This is a genomic window from Ruegeria sp. AD2(2025) (assembly GCF_056542385.1).
Window position 1 is genome coordinate 203,406 of sequence record NZ_JBQFZS010000004.1, and the last position, 16,124, is coordinate 219,529.

Consider the following 16,124-nt stretch of genomic DNA (forward strand, 5'->3'; position numbering starts at 1 on the left):
GGGGATAATCCTCGCTCAAATAGTGGCCGGTCAGTCCAACCGGACGCCTTCGCGCTGCAACCGGTCGCGCAGCACATCAATTTCAACCGTCAGATCACTGCGGTCATCCAATAGCATTTTCCGCGTTCGCGCTGCGAAGTTTTGTTCCAGATCGTCCAGTAGCGCGGTGTAATCTTCCAACGCCTGCGCATCGCGGGTACGGGCGTAGACGTCCGCGAACTTCACCGTCGCATCGCGCGCACCTTGCAAATAAACCGTCAGATACTTCCGGGCCCCGGCCAGATCGCGGGGGTCTTCCTCGACCGTGCGGAACAGATCTCGGGCGGTGTCTTGAAAGCGCTCAACCCGCGCTTCGATCCGGCGATCACCTGCGCGTTTGATCGCGTCGGTCATCTGGGTCAGATGGGTCTCGGCATCCTCAACCACCCGCGCAACACGGTCCTGCTGGAAGGTGTCGATCCCTTCCATTCCCTTGTCCTTCAGCGGGTCGATTCCGAACGAGATCGAGTGCAAAACCGTTGCCGCGACGCCAAACAGCACCGGGGCCAGCAGGCTGGCCTGCGCGGCGGTCTCAGCGTCCAGAAACTCGGTTCGGTATGAGGCCAGCGCGGCACCTAACCCGGTCAGAACGCTTGAAAACATCTTGCGCGGAAAGGCCGGTCTGCGCGCGGTGCGGCGCTCGTTATAGGCTGCTTCGGCCCGCAACCCTTCGCGCAGCAGGAAGGCGGCGGCGGTCAGAAGCCCGGCTGCGACCAAGCCGACCGTCATGCCGATGGCACCATCATTCAGGGACAGAAACACCAGCGGGATCGCCGGTACAAACAGCACATTCGCCCGCGCACCTGCGGGTTCGACCCGGGCGCCGTCGAATTGACCGCGCTGAGCCTGATCCTGCGCGGACGCATCGCCTTGAGGGCTGAATTTGCCGCCGTACCGCTTGGCCATGTCTCTACAGGCCCCCTAGCAATCCGCTGCAGACGCCGAACAGCAGCACCAGCAAGGCCGCATAGGCCAATTTTTGCACTCCGGTCCCGGACATGGTGCCCCCCAACTGTGGCTATCACAGAAAAGTTAGGCGATGCGCGGGCTTGGCGCTAGGGGGAAGGTTGAATAACCCGCATCACTTGCGAGATTTCTTGCCGATTGCCGGTCTTTTGCGCTGTGGCCGGGCGGGGCGTTTGGAGGGTGATTTCTGGCCATCCTCGGTCTCCAGACCCAGCTGATCCCGCATGACCCGGCGACGGATTTCCTCGACCGCGCCGGATTTCAGGTCGCCGAGTTGGAACGGGCCATAAGAGACCCGCAGCAGACGGTTCACCACATAGCCGATATCTTCGATGGCGCGCCGAATTTCGCGGTTCTTGCCTTCGCGCAGGCCGATGGTCAGCCAGGCATTTGCCCCTTGTTGACGATCCAGCGTCACGGTCATGGGCTGAAAGCGTTCACCGTCAATCACCAGACCTTTGCGCAGGGGCTCAAAATCCTCGTCCTTGGGCCGTCCGTTGACCCGCACGCGATATTTGCGCAGCCACCCGGTCGAGGGCAGTTCCAGCTTGCGCTTGATGCCGCCATCATTGGTCAGCAGCAGTAACCCTTCCGAGTTCAGGTCAAGCCGCCCGACGCTCATCACGCGCGGCATATCCTCGGGCAGGTCATCAAAGATCGTCTTGCGGCCCTTTTCGTCGCGCGCGGTCGTCACCAGACCGGGCGGTTTGTGATACAGCCACAGGCGCGCGGGCTCCGGCTCGGACACCGGTTTGCCATCGACGGTAATCTTGTCCTTGGCGGTCACATTCAGCGCGGGGCTGCTGATGGGTTTGCCATTCACGGTCACACGACCGGCTTCGATCATGCGTTCCGCCTCGCGGCGCGAGGCGACACCGGCGCGGGCCAGCACTTTGGCGATCCGGTCGCCGGGAGGAGGGGTCTTTGTCATCCCCCGGCCATAGCGCATCCCGGCGGCTTGCGAAAGACAGGTTTCTGAGGCAGTCAGAGGCATGGAGTTCCGATCCCACATGAAACTCGCGCTGGAACAGGCGCAGGTGGCGGCAGACCGAGGCGAGGTGCCCGTCGGCGCGGTGATCATTGCGCCGGATGGGCAGGTTGTGGCCGCAGACGGCAACCGCACACGCCAGATGAACGACCCCACGGCACATGCCGAGATTCTGGCTCTGCGTGCTGCATGTGCAGCGGCCGGGTCGGAACGACTGCCGGATCATGATCTGTATGTCACGCTGGAACCCTGCGCGATGTGTGCGGCGGCGCTGGCGGCGGCACGTATCCGGCGCATCTATTACGGGGCATCCGATCCGAAATCCGGCGGCGTCGCCCATGGCGCGCGGGTATTCTCGCACCCGCAGGCGCATCACAGGCCTGAAATCTACGATGGGATCGGGGCCGAGGAAGCCGAGAAATTGCTCAAAGACTTCTTCGCCGGGCGACGATAGCGTGCTACCACGTCAGGCTATAGACCGTGTGATCGCCGGGCAGGCCTTTCAGCGTGACCCGTCTGGGGGTGCCAAAGGTCAGATCATCCTGCCCGTCCACCAAAAGCTGGGTTGCGTCAGAGACACAGACCTCGCCTGGGGCAGCTGTTGCCGCGATCCGCGCGGCCTTGTTCACCACCGTGCCAAAGAAATCGTCATCGGTCTGAATGACGTCCCCGGTGTGGATCCCAACGCGAATACGTAGCGGCGGTTCACCCGGTTCTGCCGCATTGTGCTGCTGCAATTCGGCGGCAGCCATCAACGCCGCACCGGCCGAGGGAAAGCTGGACATGGTTCCGTCGCCCAGCGATTTCACCAGCGTTCCGCCTTGGGCTTCGATCATCTGGCGCGCCAGGTCGAAATGCTTGTGGATGGTATCGATCCACACCCGGTCCCCGAGTTTTTCGGCAATAGCCGAAGAATTGACGATGTCGGTAAACATGACCGACGCCATGCCTTCGCGTTGATCCTGCCGAAACCCGTCGCGGGCGGCTGCGATCAAAGCGTCCAGTGCCTTGTGCTCAACCCCCATTTTCTCCAGATTGGGGGTCGGGTTCGAGACATGGGCATGCACCATCTTCCACACCCCATCTTCGAGGTGCAGAACAAAAGTAAACCTGTGCACCATGGCGTTCGAGGTATTGTCAAAGCGCAGCGTCGCAACGCAATTGGCCCAACCGACCGCGCCGCATTCAAACGCCTCGAGCGTGTGTTCCTGCCAGTCGAATTTCGGGATTTCGGCCACATGGTCGGGAAACCCCTGCCGGAACAGCGCGCCAGACCAGAACTCTTGGTCCGCCGAGCCCTGATACCGAACATGCTCGGAGGTCGACAGCATGTTGGACAGCGTGGCGCTGTCTTTGTTGCGAACTGCATCGTTCCAGCGTTGCACGACGGCAATCAACTCGGGCGAGGGGCGGATGGGCTGGGTCATCCGGCTTTCACCACAAGGTCGCGGGGGATGTTTGCCAGCGGCTGACCACCTTCGGGCGTCACCACAAAGCTCTCGGTGATTGCCAACCCCCAGTCCGGGGTCCACAGGCCGGGCATCAGGTGGAAGGTCATGTTCTCCCGCAGCTCTGTCTTGTCGCCGGGTCGCAGGCTCATGGTGCGTTCGCCCCAGTCGGGCGGATAGCTCAGCCCGATGGGATAGCCGGTCCGGTTGGCTTTGACATACCCGGCGCGGGCAAAGCTGTCGTAGACGCAGGTCGCGACCTCTTCGCAGGTGGTCCCCGGGCGCGCGGCGGTCAAGGCATCGTCGATGGCGGTCAGAACGGCGGCCTCGGCCCGGCGGATGTCCTCCGGTGGATCGCCCAGAAACAGGCTGCGGCTGGCGGGGCAGTGATAACGGCGATAGCAGCCCGAGATTTCGAAATAGGTGGCCTCGCCGCGCGTCAGAGGGCGGTCATTCCAGGTGATATGCGAGGCCGAGGCCTCTGGGCCCGAGGGCGCAATCGGCACGATCGCGGGGTAATCCCCGGCGAGGCCGGGTAAACCTGCGATCCCTGCCGCCTGGACTTCGGCGACAAGCTGGTTTTTCGGCAGGCCCTCGCGAAACGCGTCGCACAGGACGCTGTGCATATGTGCGGTCAACCTGCCCGCTTTGCGCATCATCCCGATCTCGGCCTCGCTTTTGACCGCGCGCTGCCAGTTCACAAGGCCGGTGGCATCGGCCAACGCGCCGAAAGCGTGTTCGAGAATGCGGTGACTGGTGGCCGAGTAGTAGTAGTTGTCCATCTCGACACCCAGTCCCGAGGTCCAGCCCCGTTCGCGCAGGGCAAGCACAAGCGCATCAACGGGGTGGTGATCGGGGTGTTGCACATGCTCCTCTGGCCAGTCCAGCAGGTCCGACGTTTCCAGCCACGTGGTCTGCGCCGCGCCCGCCTTATCCTGCGTGCGCCCCCACCAGAGCGGCGCGCCTTCGGCGGGCAGGATCACCATCTGCGGCACGTAAAAGCTCCACCCGTCATAGCCCGTCAGCCACGCCATGTTCGACGGATCTGTGATCAGAAGGGTCTCGATCCCGCGTCGGGCCATGGCCGCGCGGGTCTTGGCCAGACGGTCCGCATACTCCGTCTTGCTGAAATCCGAGGCCGGCATCAGAGTGTGATGGCCTGCATCACCTCAGGCTCGATCACATCGACCCCGGGCAGCCTACTTTTCAGAACATCGGCGGATTGCTCGAGGATCGGGAACGTTTTGTAGTGGCAGGGGATGACGGTCTTGAAGTTGAAATAGCGCTTGGCCGCATAGGCCGTGCCTTTCATATCCATGGTGAAATGGCCGCCCGCCGACAGGATGCCGATGTCGGGTTTGTAGTAGTCCCCCATCCACTCCATATCCGCCATGATGTCTGTGTCGCCCGAGACATAAACCATGCGACCCTCGGCGGCGATCATATAGCCAACCTCGGTGCCGCCCGCCCGCAAACCGTCCGGCGTGGAAAAGGTCGAACTGTGCGAGGCCGGAACCATCGAGACCTTCACGCCATTCAGATCAACCGTGCCGCCCTTGTTGAAACCGACGGTCTCGATTCCCTCGGCCTCGGCCCAGTATCCCATCAGGTCATATTGCCCGACGACGGGCACGTTCAGATGTTTGGCCAGCGGCAGAACGTCCGCGACATGGTCAAAATGGGTGTGGGTCAGCAGGATATGCGTCACCCCCGACACCGCCGCATCATGCTGATCTTCGGGCAGCACCGGGTTGCCGGTCAGCCATGGATCGATCAGCAGAACCTGCCCTGCGGTTTCAATGCGAAAGCTGCCATGTCCCAGCCAGATGATATTCATGAAAAATCCTCCCAATTTAGGCTTGGAGCCAGCCTAGCATCGGCTATGTAAAAATCCATGGATTGGACGCAGGAAATCGATGGCTATTGCGAGCGCCTGTCGCCCGCCTATTGGGCCGAGCCGGTAAACGCCGTAACCAACGCCGCGTTTCTGGTCGCGGCGTTCATCATGTGGCGGCGCGTGCGCGGGCAGGGGATGCCGCTGGCGATGGCTCTGGTGGCGGTGCTGGCGTTGATCGGTATTGGCAGTTACCTGTTCCACACCCATGCGCAGGTCTGGGCCGCGCTGGCCGATGTCGCGCCGATCCTGCTGTTCATCCTGATCTATATCTTCGCCGTGAACCGTGATGTCTGGGGGATGCGTCCGGCATACGCACTTGGGCTGACCGCTCTGTTCTTTCCCTATGCGGCCCTCACCGTCCCCATGTTTCAGTGGGTGTCCGGGCTGGGAGGCTCAGCCGCCTATGCGCCGGTGCCCGTGTTGATTCTCATCTATGCCGCCTTGCTCCGCCGCAAAGTGCCAGACACAGCACGCGGACTGGCGATCGGAGCGATGATCCTGATCGCCTCGATCACCTTCCGCGCGCTGGATGAGCCGACCTGCACCCACCTGCCAATGGGCACGCACTTCATGTGGCACATCTTGAACGCCACGATGCTGGGCTGGATGATCGAGGTCTATCGGCGGCACCTGATGCGCCGCGCCTAGTCGCGGAACGCCGCCGCTAGATGATCGGGAAGATCGAACTCGTCCAGAACCCGGGCGCGCCCTTCGACTGACATCTTGACGGCGGTTTTTTCGACGATGCGCTGGATTTTCTCGGCCGAATGCTTGGCCGCGAAGGGTGCAAAATACCATTTCAGGAATACGAAACAGATTACATCCTCAAGCGCCTGAACCTCCGGGTTACGCTTGATTCCCTGCTTGCGCAGCATCTGCTCGGCGGCTTCGATCTGATCCGCACCGTATTCGGCCTGCTCCATCAGGCCACGGACCACCTCGGCATGAAACACTCCCTGTGCCTTGCGCCAGGCCAGATAACCGGCGCGACCTTCGAGATATTCCGCCCGCTTCAGTTTCCAGCGTTCGACATGCTGCCCCCGCGCGGCGATCTGCAGCGCGTCCGAGGCGTCGGGGAACAGCCGGTCAAGCTCGGCGCTCATGCGCTGGCCGTACAGCAGCGCTTCGGGCTGGCCGTCTTCGAGGTTGGGGTCCTGCGCGTTGGCCGCATCGATTGCGTCCAGAACGACTTGCTTGCGAGTGCTCATATTTGGCTCCGTTGGCTTACCTGAACTGCGTGGGGCGGTTCGGCTGATTTTCGGAACCATGCTAACGGCTTGTTACTGCCTGTGCAGCAGTCAATTGCATACGCGCCGGATCAGGTGAGGGGGTGAGGGGGTTGATCCGGCGCGTCAGGCAAGGTTACTTGCCCGCCTCGGACAGGCCCTTGGTCGCAGGCTCGGGCACCGGTTCGGGGAAAGTGAGGGTCCGGGTCAGAGGGTTCATGTCAAAGCTCAGCGCCATGGCCGGGGCGGCCAGCGCGGTTGCAGACAAAACAAGGGCGGTCACGAAGGTTTTCATTGGATTTCTCCGGTTTGCGTGTTGCGCCATTATGAAATGAACCGTTCAGTTTGGTTTTTCAAGGACAAAATGAACTAATCGGTTTACTTTTTCGCATATCGGCTATTCGATGAGGACAAAGGCGAATTGAAACGCCCATGCGCGCACTGGTCTTGCGGGTGCTGCGGCAGACGGGTAAACGCCCTGTCTAAGCGTATATGAGGTTTTCCGATGTCGATTGACCAAAGCACCGCCGCCAAGGTGGCCAAACTGGCCCGGATCAAGGTCGAGGATGACGCGCTGCCCGCGCTGGCGTCCGAGTTCAACACCATACTTGGGTTTATCGAGCAACTGAACGAGGTCGATGTGGACGGTGTCGAGCCGATGGTCTCGGTCGAGCCCATGCGCCTGAAACGGCGCGAGGACGTGGTCACCGATGGCAACCAGCAAGACAAGGTTCTGGCCAACGCCCCTGACGCGCGCGAGGGCTTTTTCGCAGTCCCCAAAGTGGTGGAGTAAGACATGAGCGATCTAAACAAACTGGGCCTGGCCGAGGCCCGCGACGCGCTGCGGGCCGGTGATGTGACCTCGGTCGAGCTGACCGAATCCTGTCTCAAGGCAATCGATGACGCCGATGCGCTGAACGCATTCGTCCACAAGACGCCCGAGCTTGCGCTTGAGCGCGCCAAGGCAGCGGACCAGCGGATCAAGGCGGGTGACGCGCCCTCGATGTGCGGTCTTCCCATCGGCATCAAGGATCTGTTCTGCACCAAGGGCGTGCCGTCGCAGGCAGCCTCGAAAATTCTGGATGGGTTCAAGCCGGAATACGAATCCACCGTCTCGCAGCAACTGGCCGATGCCGGTGCGGTGATGCTGGGCAAGCTGAACATGGACGAATTCGCGATGGGCTCGTCCAACGAAACCTCAACCTACGGCAATGCCGTCAGCCCGTGGCGGCGCGGCAATGATGATGCGCAACTGACACCCGGCGGCTCGTCCGGTGGGTCTGCTTCGGCTGTGGCCGCTGATCTGTGTCTGGCCGCAACCGGCACCGATACAGGCGGTTCGATCCGCCAGCCTGCCGCCTTTGTCGGCATCACCGGCATCAAGCCCACCTACGGTCGTTGCTCGCGCTGGGGCATCATCGCGTTTGCCTCCTCGCTGGATCAGGCAGGGCCAATGACCAAGAACGTGCGTGACGCGGCGATCATGCTGGAAACGATGTGCGGCCATGATGCTAAGGACTCCACCAGCGCCGAACTGGCAGTCCCGAATTTCGAGGCGATGCTGACCGGTGACATCAAGGGCAAGAAGATCGGCATCCCGAAAGAGTACCGCATGGACGGTATGCCCGCCGAGATCGAAAAACTGTGGGCTGACGGCGCCGCCATGCTGAAAGACGCGGGCGCCGAGATCGTCGATATCTCGCTGCCCCACACCAAATATGCGCTGCCTGCTTACTATGTGATTGCGCCCGCCGAGGCGTCCTCGAACCTCGCCCGCTATGACGGCGTCCGCTATGGCCGCCGCGCGCATCTGGCGCAGGGCGATGGCATCACTGAGATGTACGAAAAGACCCGTGCCGAGGGCTTCGGTAACGAGGTCCAGCGCCGTGTCATGATCGGCACCTATGTGCTGTCGGCGGGCTTCTATGACGCCTATTACAACCGCGCCCGCAAGGTCCGCACCCTGATCAAGAAAGACTTCGAGGATGTGTTCGCCGCAGGTATCGACGCGATCCTGACCCCGGCCACGCCGTCCGCCTCGTTCGGGTTGGGAGAGATGACCGAGGCCGATCCGGTTCAGATGTACCTCAACGACGTCTTCACGGTGACGGTGAACCTCGCCGGTCTGCCTGGCATCTCGGTCCCCGCGGGTCTGGACGCACAGGGCCTGCCGCTGGGTCTGCAACTGATCGGTCGCCCGTGGGACGAGGGCGATCTGCTCAACACCGCCTATGCGCTGGAAAGCGCGGCGGGGTTTGTGGCCAAGCCCGGCAAATGGTGGTAAGCCTCAGGCCAGTCAAAGCGTCAAACAACCGGAGCAGCCACATGCGCAAATTGCTTCTGATCCCGGCCTTCGGGCTGGTTGCGGCCTGCGACACCGTTGCCCCCGTCTCGGGCACCGGTTTCAACACGCCGGAATACCAGGCCCAGCGCGAGGCGCAGCTGGCCGGGCAGGGCCTGTCCGGCAATCCCTTTGCCCCGCCCGAGGTGATCTCGGAACAGCCGCTCTCGGCGCAGGGAACGGTTGATGGCGCACCCGTGGGCGATGCTTCGGATATCGCAAACCAGACGGCCATTGCATTGGCAAACACCTCTGACCAGACGGTGCCCGCGGTGCCTCTGACGGCGGCAAACAACAGCGCCATCTCGGACGAGCAGGATTTCGAAGCCGTCTCGAATCGCCGCAGCATCGACGATGACGCGGCCCGGATCGAGCAGAACCGTCAAACCTATGAGATCGTCGCCCCGACCGCTGTGCCCCAGCGCGGCGCGGACGGGCAGCCCAACATCGTGCAATACGCGCTGAGCACCTCAAACCCCGTCGGCACCCCGCTCTACAGCCGCGCCGGGTTCAATCTGCAGGCCAAAGCCGAACGCAATTGCGCGCAATTCGCCTCTCCCGATCAGGCCCAGATCGAGTTCCTGTCAAACGGCGGCCCGCAGCGTGACCGCAAGGGGCTGGACCCCGATGGCGACGGTTATGCCTGCGGCTGGGACCCCAGCGCGTTCCGCAGTGCCGTCAACAACTGACCTCGCGCCGATCTGGCACCCATCGCCCAATTTCGGCCCCCGCCGAGATGGGCTCAAGCCTTCGCTGATCGTGCTCCACTATACGGCGATGGAGAGCGCCTCCGCCGCCCTCGAGCGCCTCTGTAATCCCGGCCCCGAAGTCTCGGCCCACTACCTGATCGGCGGCGATGGCACGCTCTGGCAACTCGTGCGCGAAGAAGACCGCGCCTGGCACGCCGGGGCGGGAGAGTGGCACGGGCAAACCGACATCAACTCCCGCTCGATCGGCATCGAACTGGACAATCGCGGCGATCACCCGTTCTCCGAGCTGCAAATGCGAATGCTCGAACGGCTCCTGCCACAGATCATGCAACGCTGGGCCATCCCCGCCGAAGGTGTGATCGGTCATTCCGACATGGCCCCGGGCCGCAAGTCCGACCCCGGCCCCCGGTTCGACTGGCAAAGACTGGAACGCCGGCACCTCGCCGCCCCACGCGGCACCACAACGCCAACGGGCACAACCCTGCGCACCCTCGCGGAAACCCGCGGCTACACGGCCTCGACGGATGAGGCCACACTGCTCACCACCACTCGCCTGCGCTATCGCCCCTGGGCAACAGGGCCGGTACACCCCGACGACCTCAAGGCACTCGGTTCACCCCACACCCCAACCTGATCCACCTTTCATCTGGCCAAAAATATCCCGGGGATGAATTGGCCGCAGGTCAAGAAGGGGCTGGCCCCTTCAACCCGCTCTCCACCCTTGACGCCGCCTGATCCACCGCATACCCCACCCCTCGCGCGGAGGGCCGGATGGCCGCTGGGGTCACAAGACCCGAGAGGAAAGTCCGGACTCCACAAGGCAACGGTGCCGGGTAACGCCCGGGCGGGGAAACCCGACGGATAGCGCCACAGAAATCAGACCGCCTGCGATCTCGGTCAAGGGCAAGGGTGAAACGGTGGGGTAAGAGCCCACCGCGCCGCTGGCAACAGCGGCGGCACGGCAAGCCCCACCAGGAGCAATGCCGAATAGGGTCCCCGCGCGGGCCGGTCGGTGCAAACCGATACCGCCGCTAGGCTCGCCTTGGCCGAGAGGGACCGGGTTGGCAGCTCGAGCCGCGCAGCAATGCACGGCCTAGAGGAATGGTCATCGAAGGGGGTAACCCCGGAACAGGATCCGGCTTACAGGCCCTCCGCGCAACTGTTCCCGATCACCGGCCCGGCGGCGTATAGGCACCGGTCAGCTTGGCGGCCTTTTTAGCAACTGCAGCAAAGTCCTTGGCTTTCCAGGCGCGCACGGTCTCGATCCGGGACACCGCGCCCGAGGCCGCAACGGCCATGCCGACGGCCACCGCATCGGTGTCGTCCGGGACTTCGCTGACGACGACCACATCGTTATCGCCGGTGGTAATGTAGAAGGCCAGAAGCCGACCGCCGACCTTCTTCAGCAACGCCTTGACCGGTGCCGTCCGGTCCGCCGGTTTCTTCAGCATCCCTTTGACGCCGGCCTCGGAATAGGATGCGTAGGTGATGAAAATTGGCATGAGTACCTCCATTTGAACTCTGTTATGGGGACCCGTGCTCCGGCCGGTCCCAGGGCCATTCCCGCGCGCAAACGCGAAACGACGCCGGTCGGTGGTGCGTCCGGTCAAAACTTTGATGTGAGCGGTTTGGTGCGCGAGGCCCTCGCCGTCCGGGGCGAGCGTAAGAGGCCTGCGAATTTCGGGCACTCTATCACAGACCCGTGATCGTGCCAAACCGGTCGCCGCGACGGGTGCCGTGAATTGTTTGCCGAATGGCTTGATTCCGGTTGACTCGGGCGCGCGAGCAGGTAAAAGCGCACGCTCATAAGGATTCAACCGAAAGGCCCCTGCCTTTTCGGACGCAGGAGATAACCATGGCGAAGCCGACGACAATCAAGATCCGTCTGAACTCGACCGCGGGCACGGGCCACTTCTACGTGACCAAAAAGAACGCGCGCACCATGACCGAGAAAATGACCGTTCGTAAATACGATCCGGTCGCTCGCAAGCATGTCGAGTACAAGGAAGGCAAGATCAAGTAATCTGCCTTCTGATCCAAGATCAGAACAAGGACTCTGCCCCAGGCAGGGTCCTTTTTCGTTGTGCGGCCCGGATCCGAGGCGTTGCAGGGGCGCATCAGCCCTGCGGGTGTTCTTTCGGGCAGCGGCTTGCTTTTTCGCATCCCCTGCCGCTACGCTTCAGCAACGCTTTCCAAAATGTTGACCGCCATGAAAAAAATCTTGTTGCCCGCCCTTGCCGTTCTGACCCTGTCAGCCTGCGAAGACCCGTTCAACCGCGAAGGTGTCGGCTTTACCGGCATCGACGGAGAACCGCGTACCGTTTCGGACGTGGAAGGTGCTGTGGCTTTCGCCCCCCGCGCAACCAATATTCCGGCAGAACTGGCTGAATTGCCGACGGTTCAGGTCTCATCCGATAAGAGCGAGCCGGGCAAGGTGGCCGGGGTCGCGATTGACAATGGCGGTCGCACCGATACCAGTGCAGTTCTGCTGGAAGGCAGCGCCACCAACCTGTTCCTCAGCACCGTAAGTGTGAATGGGCAGCTGTTCGGCGTGTTGCGGACGCCGAATAACAGCACCAAGGTCGACAATTCAATCGGCACCGCCTTTGGCAATCAGACCGAACGCTTCACCGGCTGCCTGCCCGCTGGGGACGTGTTCCGCAAAGGATCGTCCGAGCGCAGTTCCGGCTTCGCGGTTCCGCTGAACTGCAGCTGATCCAGCAAAAACCAGATCAAGTTAGACCCCTGCCTATGCGGCGGGGGTTTTTTTGTGTTACGGGCCATCCGCCCGCCATTCTGCGAAGCTCATCACCGGCCGCAGCCCGGCCTTGGCCATAAGATTGGCAGACGCGGTGTTGAAAATCGCGTAGCTGGCGGCCAGAACCTGCCCGCCTTCTCGCTGCAAATGCGCCCGCACCTCTGCCATCAAGGCCGTACCGATCCCGCGTCGGCGGTGGCGGTTGTCGATGCTAATCTGATGCACCATCGCCCGAATCTCTGCCCGGCGGAACGGAGAGGCGTCTCTGCGCTCGATCTCATAGACCGCATAGCCCAGAACCGCGCCGCTCTCCTCATAGATCAGTCCGAACAGATCGGGTTGCTTGAGCCAGTCGTGCAGAAAGGCCGCCATCTCGGTGTCCGGAGGCAGCGGCGCGTAGCGTTCGGGCTGATGTTGCAGGTGCAGATCATGAACCTGATGCAGCAGCGGCAGAACTCGATCGACCTGATTGGGGCAAAGTCTGGTGATGGTCATTACCGGTATCCATAAAAAAGGGCGGGTCGTTTCGGACCCGCCCTGTGGCTTGTGATATGCGCTCGCGTTATTCGCGGTTGCCAAGCAGCTGCAGCAGGAACATGAACATATTGATGAAGTCCAGGTACAGGTTCAGCGCGCCCATGATGGCGGCTTTGCCAAGCCATTCCTGATCGCCCGCATGGGCCATCTGCAGGTAGGTCGTCTTGATCTTCTGGGTGTCATAGGCGGTCAGGCCCGCGAAGATCAGAACACCCAGGATCGACACTGCAAACATGATCGCAGGCGACTGCAGGAAGATGTTGATGACCATCGCCACGATCAGGCCGATCACGCCCATCATCAGGAAGGTGCCCATGCCAGACAGGTCCTTCTTGGTGACGTAGCCATACAGCGACAGGCCTGCGAAGGCGATCGAGGTTACTAGAAACACCTGTGCAATCGAGATGCCGGTGAAGGCGACGAAAATCCAGCTCATCGACAGGCCCATGACCGCTGCGAAAGCATAGAAGAACAGCTGCGCGCCCGCAGCCGACAGGCGATTGATGGCGGCGCCAAAGGCGAAAACCATACCCAGCGGGGCGAACATGACGATCCAGCCCAGAATGTTCGGGCTCAGCGTCACCGGATCGCGGAACACCGACAGCAGCTGCGGGCTGGTGCCAACGGCCCAGGCCACCGCAAAGGTGATCAGCATGCCGATGGACATTGTGCCATAGACTTTGTTCATGTGGGCGCGCAGGCCCTCATCAATCTCGGCAGCGCGCGCACCAGACGCCGTCCGGATCGTGTCGAATTGTGCCATAAAGGGTCTCCCTTCAATATTCTGTGTGCAGCCTGTGATAGCAGGCCGGTTTCCCAGCAAATATCGGAGAGTGGAGCCCTCGTTTCAAGAGTTTTGCGCCCAAAACTCAGCAAAACTGTCAGTAAATTTGGCGACCCGGGCAAAAAGGTCGCCAAACTGTCGTCTTTTTTGAATTAGTAAAGGTGTTTATGCCAGTTGTCGGGCGCATCCCACGGCGGCCGCGCAGCCTCGGTATGGGCTTCGGCGCGGGTGATGCCGATGTCTTCAAGACCCCGGTCATCCAAGCCTGCAAGCGCGCGTCGTTGGCGGGCGAGGCTCAGCATGTTGTGCACCCATTGCAGCACCGAGAAGCGGGGCGCGTGATGAGAAGTTGGAATGACGATATGGGTCATGACATTTACCCTTTCCTGGTTTTCTGATGAAACATGGCGTTTCAATCAATTTCCTTGATCTATATGGCGCAGTCTGACATATTTTGAAAATGAATGTTTTTGACGAACTCCATAAGGAATCGTGAAGATGCGAAATCTGGACATCACCACATTGCGCTCGTTCGTTGCGGTCGCTGATCATGGCGGCGTGACGCGGGCTGCGGGGTTTCTGCACCTGACCCAATCGGCGGTTTCAATGCAGCTTAAGCGTCTGGAAGAGTTGCTGGGGTTGGAATTGCTGGACAGATCAGGCCGCACCATCGCACTGACCGCCTCGGGTGAGCAGTTGCTGGCCTATGCCCGGCGCATGATTGCGTTGAACGACGAGGTGATGGGCCGTCTGACCGATCAGGCCTTTGAGGGTGAGGTGGCATTGGGTGTGCCCCATGACGTGGTGCATCCGTTCATCCCGCGCGTGCTGCAACGGTTCAACGCCAGCTTTCCGCGGGTCCGGGTCAATCTTGTCACCTCGAATACGCGGCAATTGAAAGACGAATTCGCGCGCGGTGCGTTCGACCTGATCGTCACCACCGAATCCGGCGCGGGCGAGGGCGCGGAAACGCTGCTTCATATGCCGCTGCGTTGGGTCGGAGCGCTGAACGGATCGGCGTGGCGGCAAAGGCCGCTGCGGCTGGGCTTCTGTCGGAACTGCATCTTCCGGTCCGTCGCCACCTCGGCGCTGGATGATGCGGGGATCGAGTGGGACATGAGCATCGACAGCGATTCGGACCGCACGGTCGAGGCCACAGTCAGTGCGGATCTGGCGGTGGGTGTCCTGCTGGAAGGTACGCAACCCAGCCACCAGGAACTGATCGACCATGCTGGAGCCCTGCCGGACCTGCCCGCGCAGTTCATCAACCTATACGGGGCCGAGCGTGTGCGCGAGGAATATGTGGCCGAACTGGCCAGCCTGATCAGGCAGAACTTTGCGCGCCCCGGTGGGCAGCCGCTCAAGGTGGTCAGCGCATCCTGATCACAACCTTGCCGGTGGATTTGCGTTCGCGCAGCAGGTCCAGCCCCCGCTCGACCTCCTGCAGCGGCAGGACATGGCTGATATGGGGCTTGATCCGCCCGTCGCTGTGCCACTGGAAAAGGGTGCTGAAACTGTCGCGGACGACGGCGGGGCGAAATTTCAGATAGCCGCCCAGATAGACCCCAATCACGCTGAGGTTCTTGACCAGCAGATGATTGGCCGGGATTTGCGGAACCTCTCCACCGGCAAAGCCGATCGGCAGCAGGCGGCCTTCGGGGTTGGTGGCGCGGAAGGCGGCTTTGAACACGTCGCCGCCAATCGCGTCATAGACGACGTCCGCCCCGCCAAGCGCCAGAACCCGCTCGCGCAGATCCTCGCCCGCGTCGACCAGATGATCGGCTCCGGCCTGCTGCGCGACCGCCAGCTTGTCTGCACCACGCGCCTGAGCAATCACCGTTGCGCCCATCAGCTTGCCGATTTCAACCGCGGTCAGTCCGACCCCGCCAGCAGCTCCCGTCACCAGAAGCGTTTCGCCCGGCTGCAGACGCGCCCGATGTTCCAACGCGATATGGCTTGTGCCATAGGCGATCTGGATCGCGGCTGCATCCTCGAAACTCATGGACGCGGGCAGGTGCACCGCGCGTTCAGCATCGAATACACCTGATTCGGCCAGGCCGCCCTGACCGGAAAAGACTGCAACGCGATCCCCGGGCCTCAGATTCGCGACATTGTTTCCAGTTTTCTCAACAATCCCGGCTGTTTCCATGCCCAGCGTAAAAGGCGCATCCGGCGTGTCCTGATAGGTACCCTTCTGCATCAGCAGGTCGGCAAAGTTCAGGCCGCAGGCATGAATCGCCACACGAATCTGGCCGTCCGAAGGCTCGGCTGGGTTGATTTCGCACAGCCTTGCCGGGGCGCCCTTGGTCTTTATTCGATATGCCAGCATCAACGCTCTCCGGTTTGCTGGGCACATAAGCTGCGCCCGACGCGGGCTTGTCAATTCCAAACCCGGATGCCGTCAGGGGCGGTCCGCAACTGTTTCCGTAC

Annotated in this window: 21 protein-coding genes and 1 other RNA gene; 10 read left to right on the forward strand and 12 right to left on the reverse strand. The window is 61.9% G+C overall.

Annotated elements, in window-relative coordinates; all coding sequences use genetic code 11:
- Window positions 1-30: 30 nt before the first annotated feature.
- Window positions 31-945, reverse strand: a complete 915-nt coding sequence (locus ACR1XV_RS10610; protein ID WP_480531061.1) for a 5-bromo-4-chloroindolyl phosphate hydrolysis family protein — start codon at window positions 943-945, stop codon at window positions 31-33.
- A 175-nt stretch (window positions 946-1,120) separates the two neighbouring features.
- Window positions 1,121-1,999, reverse strand: coding sequence for a pseudouridine synthase (locus ACR1XV_RS10615; RefSeq protein WP_480531063.1), 879 nt, complete (start codon window positions 1,997-1,999; stop codon window positions 1,121-1,123).
- Between ACR1XV_RS10615 and ACR1XV_RS10620 the strand changes: the two genes are divergently transcribed.
- Window positions 1,998-2,447 (forward strand): nucleoside deaminase, encoded by a 450-nt coding sequence (locus ACR1XV_RS10620; protein ID WP_480531064.1) that lies wholly within the window; start codon window positions 1,998-2,000, stop codon window positions 2,445-2,447. The genes ACR1XV_RS10615 and ACR1XV_RS10620 overlap by 2 nt on opposite strands.
- A 4-nt stretch (window positions 2,448-2,451) precedes the next feature.
- On the opposite strand, the gene ACR1XV_RS10625 is transcribed toward ACR1XV_RS10620, so the two are convergent.
- The 3 genes from ACR1XV_RS10625 to ACR1XV_RS10635 are packed head-to-tail and all read right to left on the reverse strand — an operon-like array spanning window position 2,452 to window position 5,278.
- Window positions 2,452-3,420, reverse strand: a complete 969-nt coding sequence (locus ACR1XV_RS10625) for a nuclear transport factor 2 family protein (protein WP_480531065.1) — start codon at window positions 3,418-3,420, stop codon at window positions 2,452-2,454.
- Window positions 3,417-4,586 carry a M24 family metallopeptidase gene (locus ACR1XV_RS10630; RefSeq protein WP_480531066.1) on the reverse strand — a complete coding sequence of 390 codons (1,170 nt, stop codon included), beginning with the start codon at window positions 4,584-4,586 and terminating at the stop codon, window positions 3,417-3,419. The genes ACR1XV_RS10625 and ACR1XV_RS10630 overlap by 4 nt, the downstream gene beginning before the upstream one ends.
- Window positions 4,586-5,278, reverse strand: coding sequence for a metal-dependent hydrolase (locus ACR1XV_RS10635; protein WP_480531068.1), 693 nt, complete (start codon window positions 5,276-5,278; stop codon window positions 4,586-4,588). The genes ACR1XV_RS10630 and ACR1XV_RS10635 overlap by 1 nt, the downstream gene beginning before the upstream one ends.
- A 57-nt stretch (window positions 5,279-5,335) precedes the next feature.
- On the opposite strand from ACR1XV_RS10635, the gene ACR1XV_RS10640 reads away from it, so the two are divergent.
- Window positions 5,336-5,986: a ceramidase domain-containing protein gene (locus ACR1XV_RS10640; RefSeq protein ID WP_480531070.1), complete on the forward strand. Its 651-nt coding sequence runs from the start codon at window positions 5,336-5,338 to the stop codon at window positions 5,984-5,986.
- Here ACR1XV_RS10640 and ACR1XV_RS10645 read toward each other — a convergent pair.
- Entirely contained in the window at window positions 5,983-6,546 is a 564-nt protein-coding gene (locus ACR1XV_RS10645) for a DUF4202 domain-containing protein (protein ID WP_480531072.1), read from the reverse strand. The two genes, ACR1XV_RS10640 and ACR1XV_RS10645, sit on opposite strands and share 4 nt — an antisense overlap.
- A 154-nt stretch (window positions 6,547-6,700) precedes the next feature.
- Complete coding sequence (locus ACR1XV_RS10650; protein ID WP_480531073.1) at window positions 6,701-6,859, reverse strand: hypothetical protein; 159 nt, start codon at window positions 6,857-6,859, stop codon at window positions 6,701-6,703.
- 210 nt (window positions 6,860-7,069) lie between these two features.
- Here ACR1XV_RS10650 and gatC point away from each other — a divergent pair, with 210 nt between their 5' ends.
- The 5 genes from gatC (at window position 7,070) to rnpB (ending at window position 10,774) form a co-directional block, all read left to right on the forward strand.
- A complete protein-coding gene (gatC, locus tag ACR1XV_RS10655) occupies window positions 7,070-7,357 on the forward strand; it encodes an Asp-tRNA(Asn)/Glu-tRNA(Gln) amidotransferase subunit GatC (protein WP_039536649.1) in 288 nt (95 codons plus the stop codon).
- A gap of 3 nt (window positions 7,358-7,360) precedes the next feature.
- Entirely contained in the window at window positions 7,361-8,848 is a 1,488-nt protein-coding gene (gene gatA / locus ACR1XV_RS10660) for an Asp-tRNA(Asn)/Glu-tRNA(Gln) amidotransferase subunit GatA (RefSeq protein ID WP_480531074.1), read from the forward strand.
- 41 nt (window positions 8,849-8,889) lie between these two features.
- Window positions 8,890-9,594: a hypothetical protein gene (locus tag ACR1XV_RS10665; protein WP_480531076.1), complete on the forward strand. Its 705-nt coding sequence runs from the start codon at window positions 8,890-8,892 to the stop codon at window positions 9,592-9,594.
- The gene (locus ACR1XV_RS10670) at window positions 9,545-10,249 is read left to right on the forward strand and encodes an N-acetylmuramoyl-L-alanine amidase (RefSeq protein WP_480531463.1); all 705 of its coding nucleotides are present in this window, start codon (window positions 9,545-9,547) and stop codon (window positions 10,247-10,249) included. The genes ACR1XV_RS10665 and ACR1XV_RS10670 overlap by 50 nt, the downstream gene beginning before the upstream one ends.
- A gap of 125 nt (window positions 10,250-10,374) precedes the next feature.
- Window positions 10,375-10,774: RNase P RNA component class A (gene rnpB, locus ACR1XV_RS10675), an RNA gene on the forward strand.
- A gap of 10 nt (window positions 10,775-10,784) precedes the next feature.
- Here the strand turns inward: rnpB and ACR1XV_RS10680 are convergent.
- Entirely contained in the window at window positions 10,785-11,117 is a 333-nt protein-coding gene (locus ACR1XV_RS10680; protein ID WP_480531078.1) for a GYD domain-containing protein, read from the reverse strand.
- Window positions 11,118-11,470: 353 nt separating this feature from the next.
- Between ACR1XV_RS10680 and rpmG the strand changes: the two genes are divergently transcribed.
- Both rpmG and ACR1XV_RS10690 read left to right on the forward strand, forming a co-directional pair.
- Window positions 11,471-11,638, forward strand: a complete 168-nt coding sequence (rpmG, locus tag ACR1XV_RS10685; RefSeq protein ID WP_005630270.1) for a 50S ribosomal protein L33 — start codon at window positions 11,471-11,473, stop codon at window positions 11,636-11,638.
- Window positions 11,639-11,824: 186 nt separating this feature from the next.
- A complete protein-coding gene (locus ACR1XV_RS10690; RefSeq protein WP_480531080.1) occupies window positions 11,825-12,331 on the forward strand; it encodes a membrane lipoprotein lipid attachment site-containing protein in 507 nt (168 codons plus the stop codon).
- A gap of 57 nt (window positions 12,332-12,388) precedes the next feature.
- On the opposite strand, the gene ACR1XV_RS10695 is transcribed toward ACR1XV_RS10690, so the two are convergent.
- From ACR1XV_RS10695 to ACR1XV_RS10705, 3 genes are all read right to left on the reverse strand, one after another.
- Window positions 12,389-12,868, reverse strand: a complete 480-nt coding sequence (locus tag ACR1XV_RS10695) for an N-acetyltransferase family protein (protein WP_480531082.1) — start codon at window positions 12,866-12,868, stop codon at window positions 12,389-12,391.
- Between the two features lie 67 nt (window positions 12,869-12,935).
- Window positions 12,936-13,673 carry a Bax inhibitor-1/YccA family protein gene (locus tag ACR1XV_RS10700; RefSeq protein ID WP_480531084.1) on the reverse strand — a complete coding sequence of 246 codons (738 nt, stop codon included), beginning with the start codon at window positions 13,671-13,673 and terminating at the stop codon, window positions 12,936-12,938.
- 173 nt (window positions 13,674-13,846) lie between these two features.
- On the reverse strand, window positions 13,847-14,065 hold the full coding sequence (locus ACR1XV_RS10705; protein WP_480531086.1) for a DUF1127 domain-containing protein: 219 nt from the start codon (window positions 14,063-14,065) through the stop codon (window positions 13,847-13,849).
- A gap of 127 nt (window positions 14,066-14,192) precedes the next feature.
- On the opposite strand from ACR1XV_RS10705, the gene ACR1XV_RS10710 reads away from it, so the two are divergent.
- Complete coding sequence (locus tag ACR1XV_RS10710; protein WP_480531088.1) at window positions 14,193-15,077, forward strand: LysR family transcriptional regulator; 885 nt, start codon at window positions 14,193-14,195, stop codon at window positions 15,075-15,077.
- Here ACR1XV_RS10710 and ACR1XV_RS10715 read toward each other — a convergent pair.
- Window positions 15,064-16,023 carry an NADPH:quinone oxidoreductase family protein gene (locus tag ACR1XV_RS10715; protein ID WP_480531090.1) on the reverse strand — a complete coding sequence of 320 codons (960 nt, stop codon included), beginning with the start codon at window positions 16,021-16,023 and terminating at the stop codon, window positions 15,064-15,066. The genes ACR1XV_RS10710 and ACR1XV_RS10715 overlap by 14 nt on opposite strands.
- Window positions 16,024-16,124: the final 101 nt, after the last annotated feature.

Coding starts and splice junctions, on each gene's coding strand:
- ACR1XV_RS10610 (WP_480531061.1), bottom strand. CDS start 945: ATGGCCAAGCGGTACGGCGGCAAATTCAGCCCTCAAGGCGATGCGTCC.
- ACR1XV_RS10620 (WP_480531064.1), top strand. CDS start 1,998: ATGGAGTTCCGATCCCACATGAAACTCGCGCTGGAACAGGCGCAGGTG.
- ACR1XV_RS10615 (WP_480531063.1), bottom strand. CDS start 1,999: ATGCCTCTGACTGCCTCAGAAACCTGTCTTTCGCAAGCCGCCGGGATG.
- ACR1XV_RS10625 (WP_480531065.1), bottom strand. CDS start 3,420: ATGACCCAGCCCATCCGCCCCTCGCCCGAGTTGATTGCCGTCGTGCAA.
- ACR1XV_RS10630 (WP_480531066.1), bottom strand. CDS start 4,586: ATGCCGGCCTCGGATTTCAGCAAGACGGAGTATGCGGACCGTCTGGCC.
- ACR1XV_RS10635 (WP_480531068.1), bottom strand. CDS start 5,278: ATGAATATCATCTGGCTGGGACATGGCAGCTTTCGCATTGAAACCGCA.
- ACR1XV_RS10640 (WP_480531070.1), top strand. CDS start 5,336: ATGGATTGGACGCAGGAAATCGATGGCTATTGCGAGCGCCTGTCGCCC.
- ACR1XV_RS10645 (WP_480531072.1), bottom strand. CDS start 6,546: ATGAGCACTCGCAAGCAAGTCGTTCTGGACGCAATCGATGCGGCCAAC.
- ACR1XV_RS10650 (WP_480531073.1), bottom strand. CDS start 6,859: ATGAAAACCTTCGTGACCGCCCTTGTTTTGTCTGCAACCGCGCTGGCC.
- gatC (WP_039536649.1), top strand. CDS start 7,070: ATGTCGATTGACCAAAGCACCGCCGCCAAGGTGGCCAAACTGGCCCGG.
- gatA (WP_480531074.1), top strand. CDS start 7,361: ATGAGCGATCTAAACAAACTGGGCCTGGCCGAGGCCCGCGACGCGCTG.
- ACR1XV_RS10665 (WP_480531076.1), top strand. CDS start 8,890: ATGCGCAAATTGCTTCTGATCCCGGCCTTCGGGCTGGTTGCGGCCTGC.
- ACR1XV_RS10670 (WP_480531463.1), top strand. CDS start 9,545: ATGCCTGCGGCTGGGACCCCAGCGCGTTCCGCAGTGCCGTCAACAACT.
- ACR1XV_RS10680 (WP_480531078.1), bottom strand. CDS start 11,117: ATGCCAATTTTCATCACCTACGCATCCTATTCCGAGGCCGGCGTCAAA.
- rpmG (WP_005630270.1), top strand. CDS start 11,471: ATGGCGAAGCCGACGACAATCAAGATCCGTCTGAACTCGACCGCGGGC.
- ACR1XV_RS10690 (WP_480531080.1), top strand. CDS start 11,825: ATGAAAAAAATCTTGTTGCCCGCCCTTGCCGTTCTGACCCTGTCAGCC.
- ACR1XV_RS10695 (WP_480531082.1), bottom strand. CDS start 12,868: ATGACCATCACCAGACTTTGCCCCAATCAGGTCGATCGAGTTCTGCCG.
- ACR1XV_RS10700 (WP_480531084.1), bottom strand. CDS start 13,673: ATGGCACAATTCGACACGATCCGGACGGCGTCTGGTGCGCGCGCTGCC.
- ACR1XV_RS10705 (WP_480531086.1), bottom strand. CDS start 14,065: ATGACCCATATCGTCATTCCAACTTCTCATCACGCGCCCCGCTTCTCG.
- ACR1XV_RS10710 (WP_480531088.1), top strand. CDS start 14,193: ATGCGAAATCTGGACATCACCACATTGCGCTCGTTCGTTGCGGTCGCT.
- ACR1XV_RS10715 (WP_480531090.1), bottom strand. CDS start 16,023: ATGCTGGCATATCGAATAAAGACCAAGGGCGCCCCGGCAAGGCTGTGC.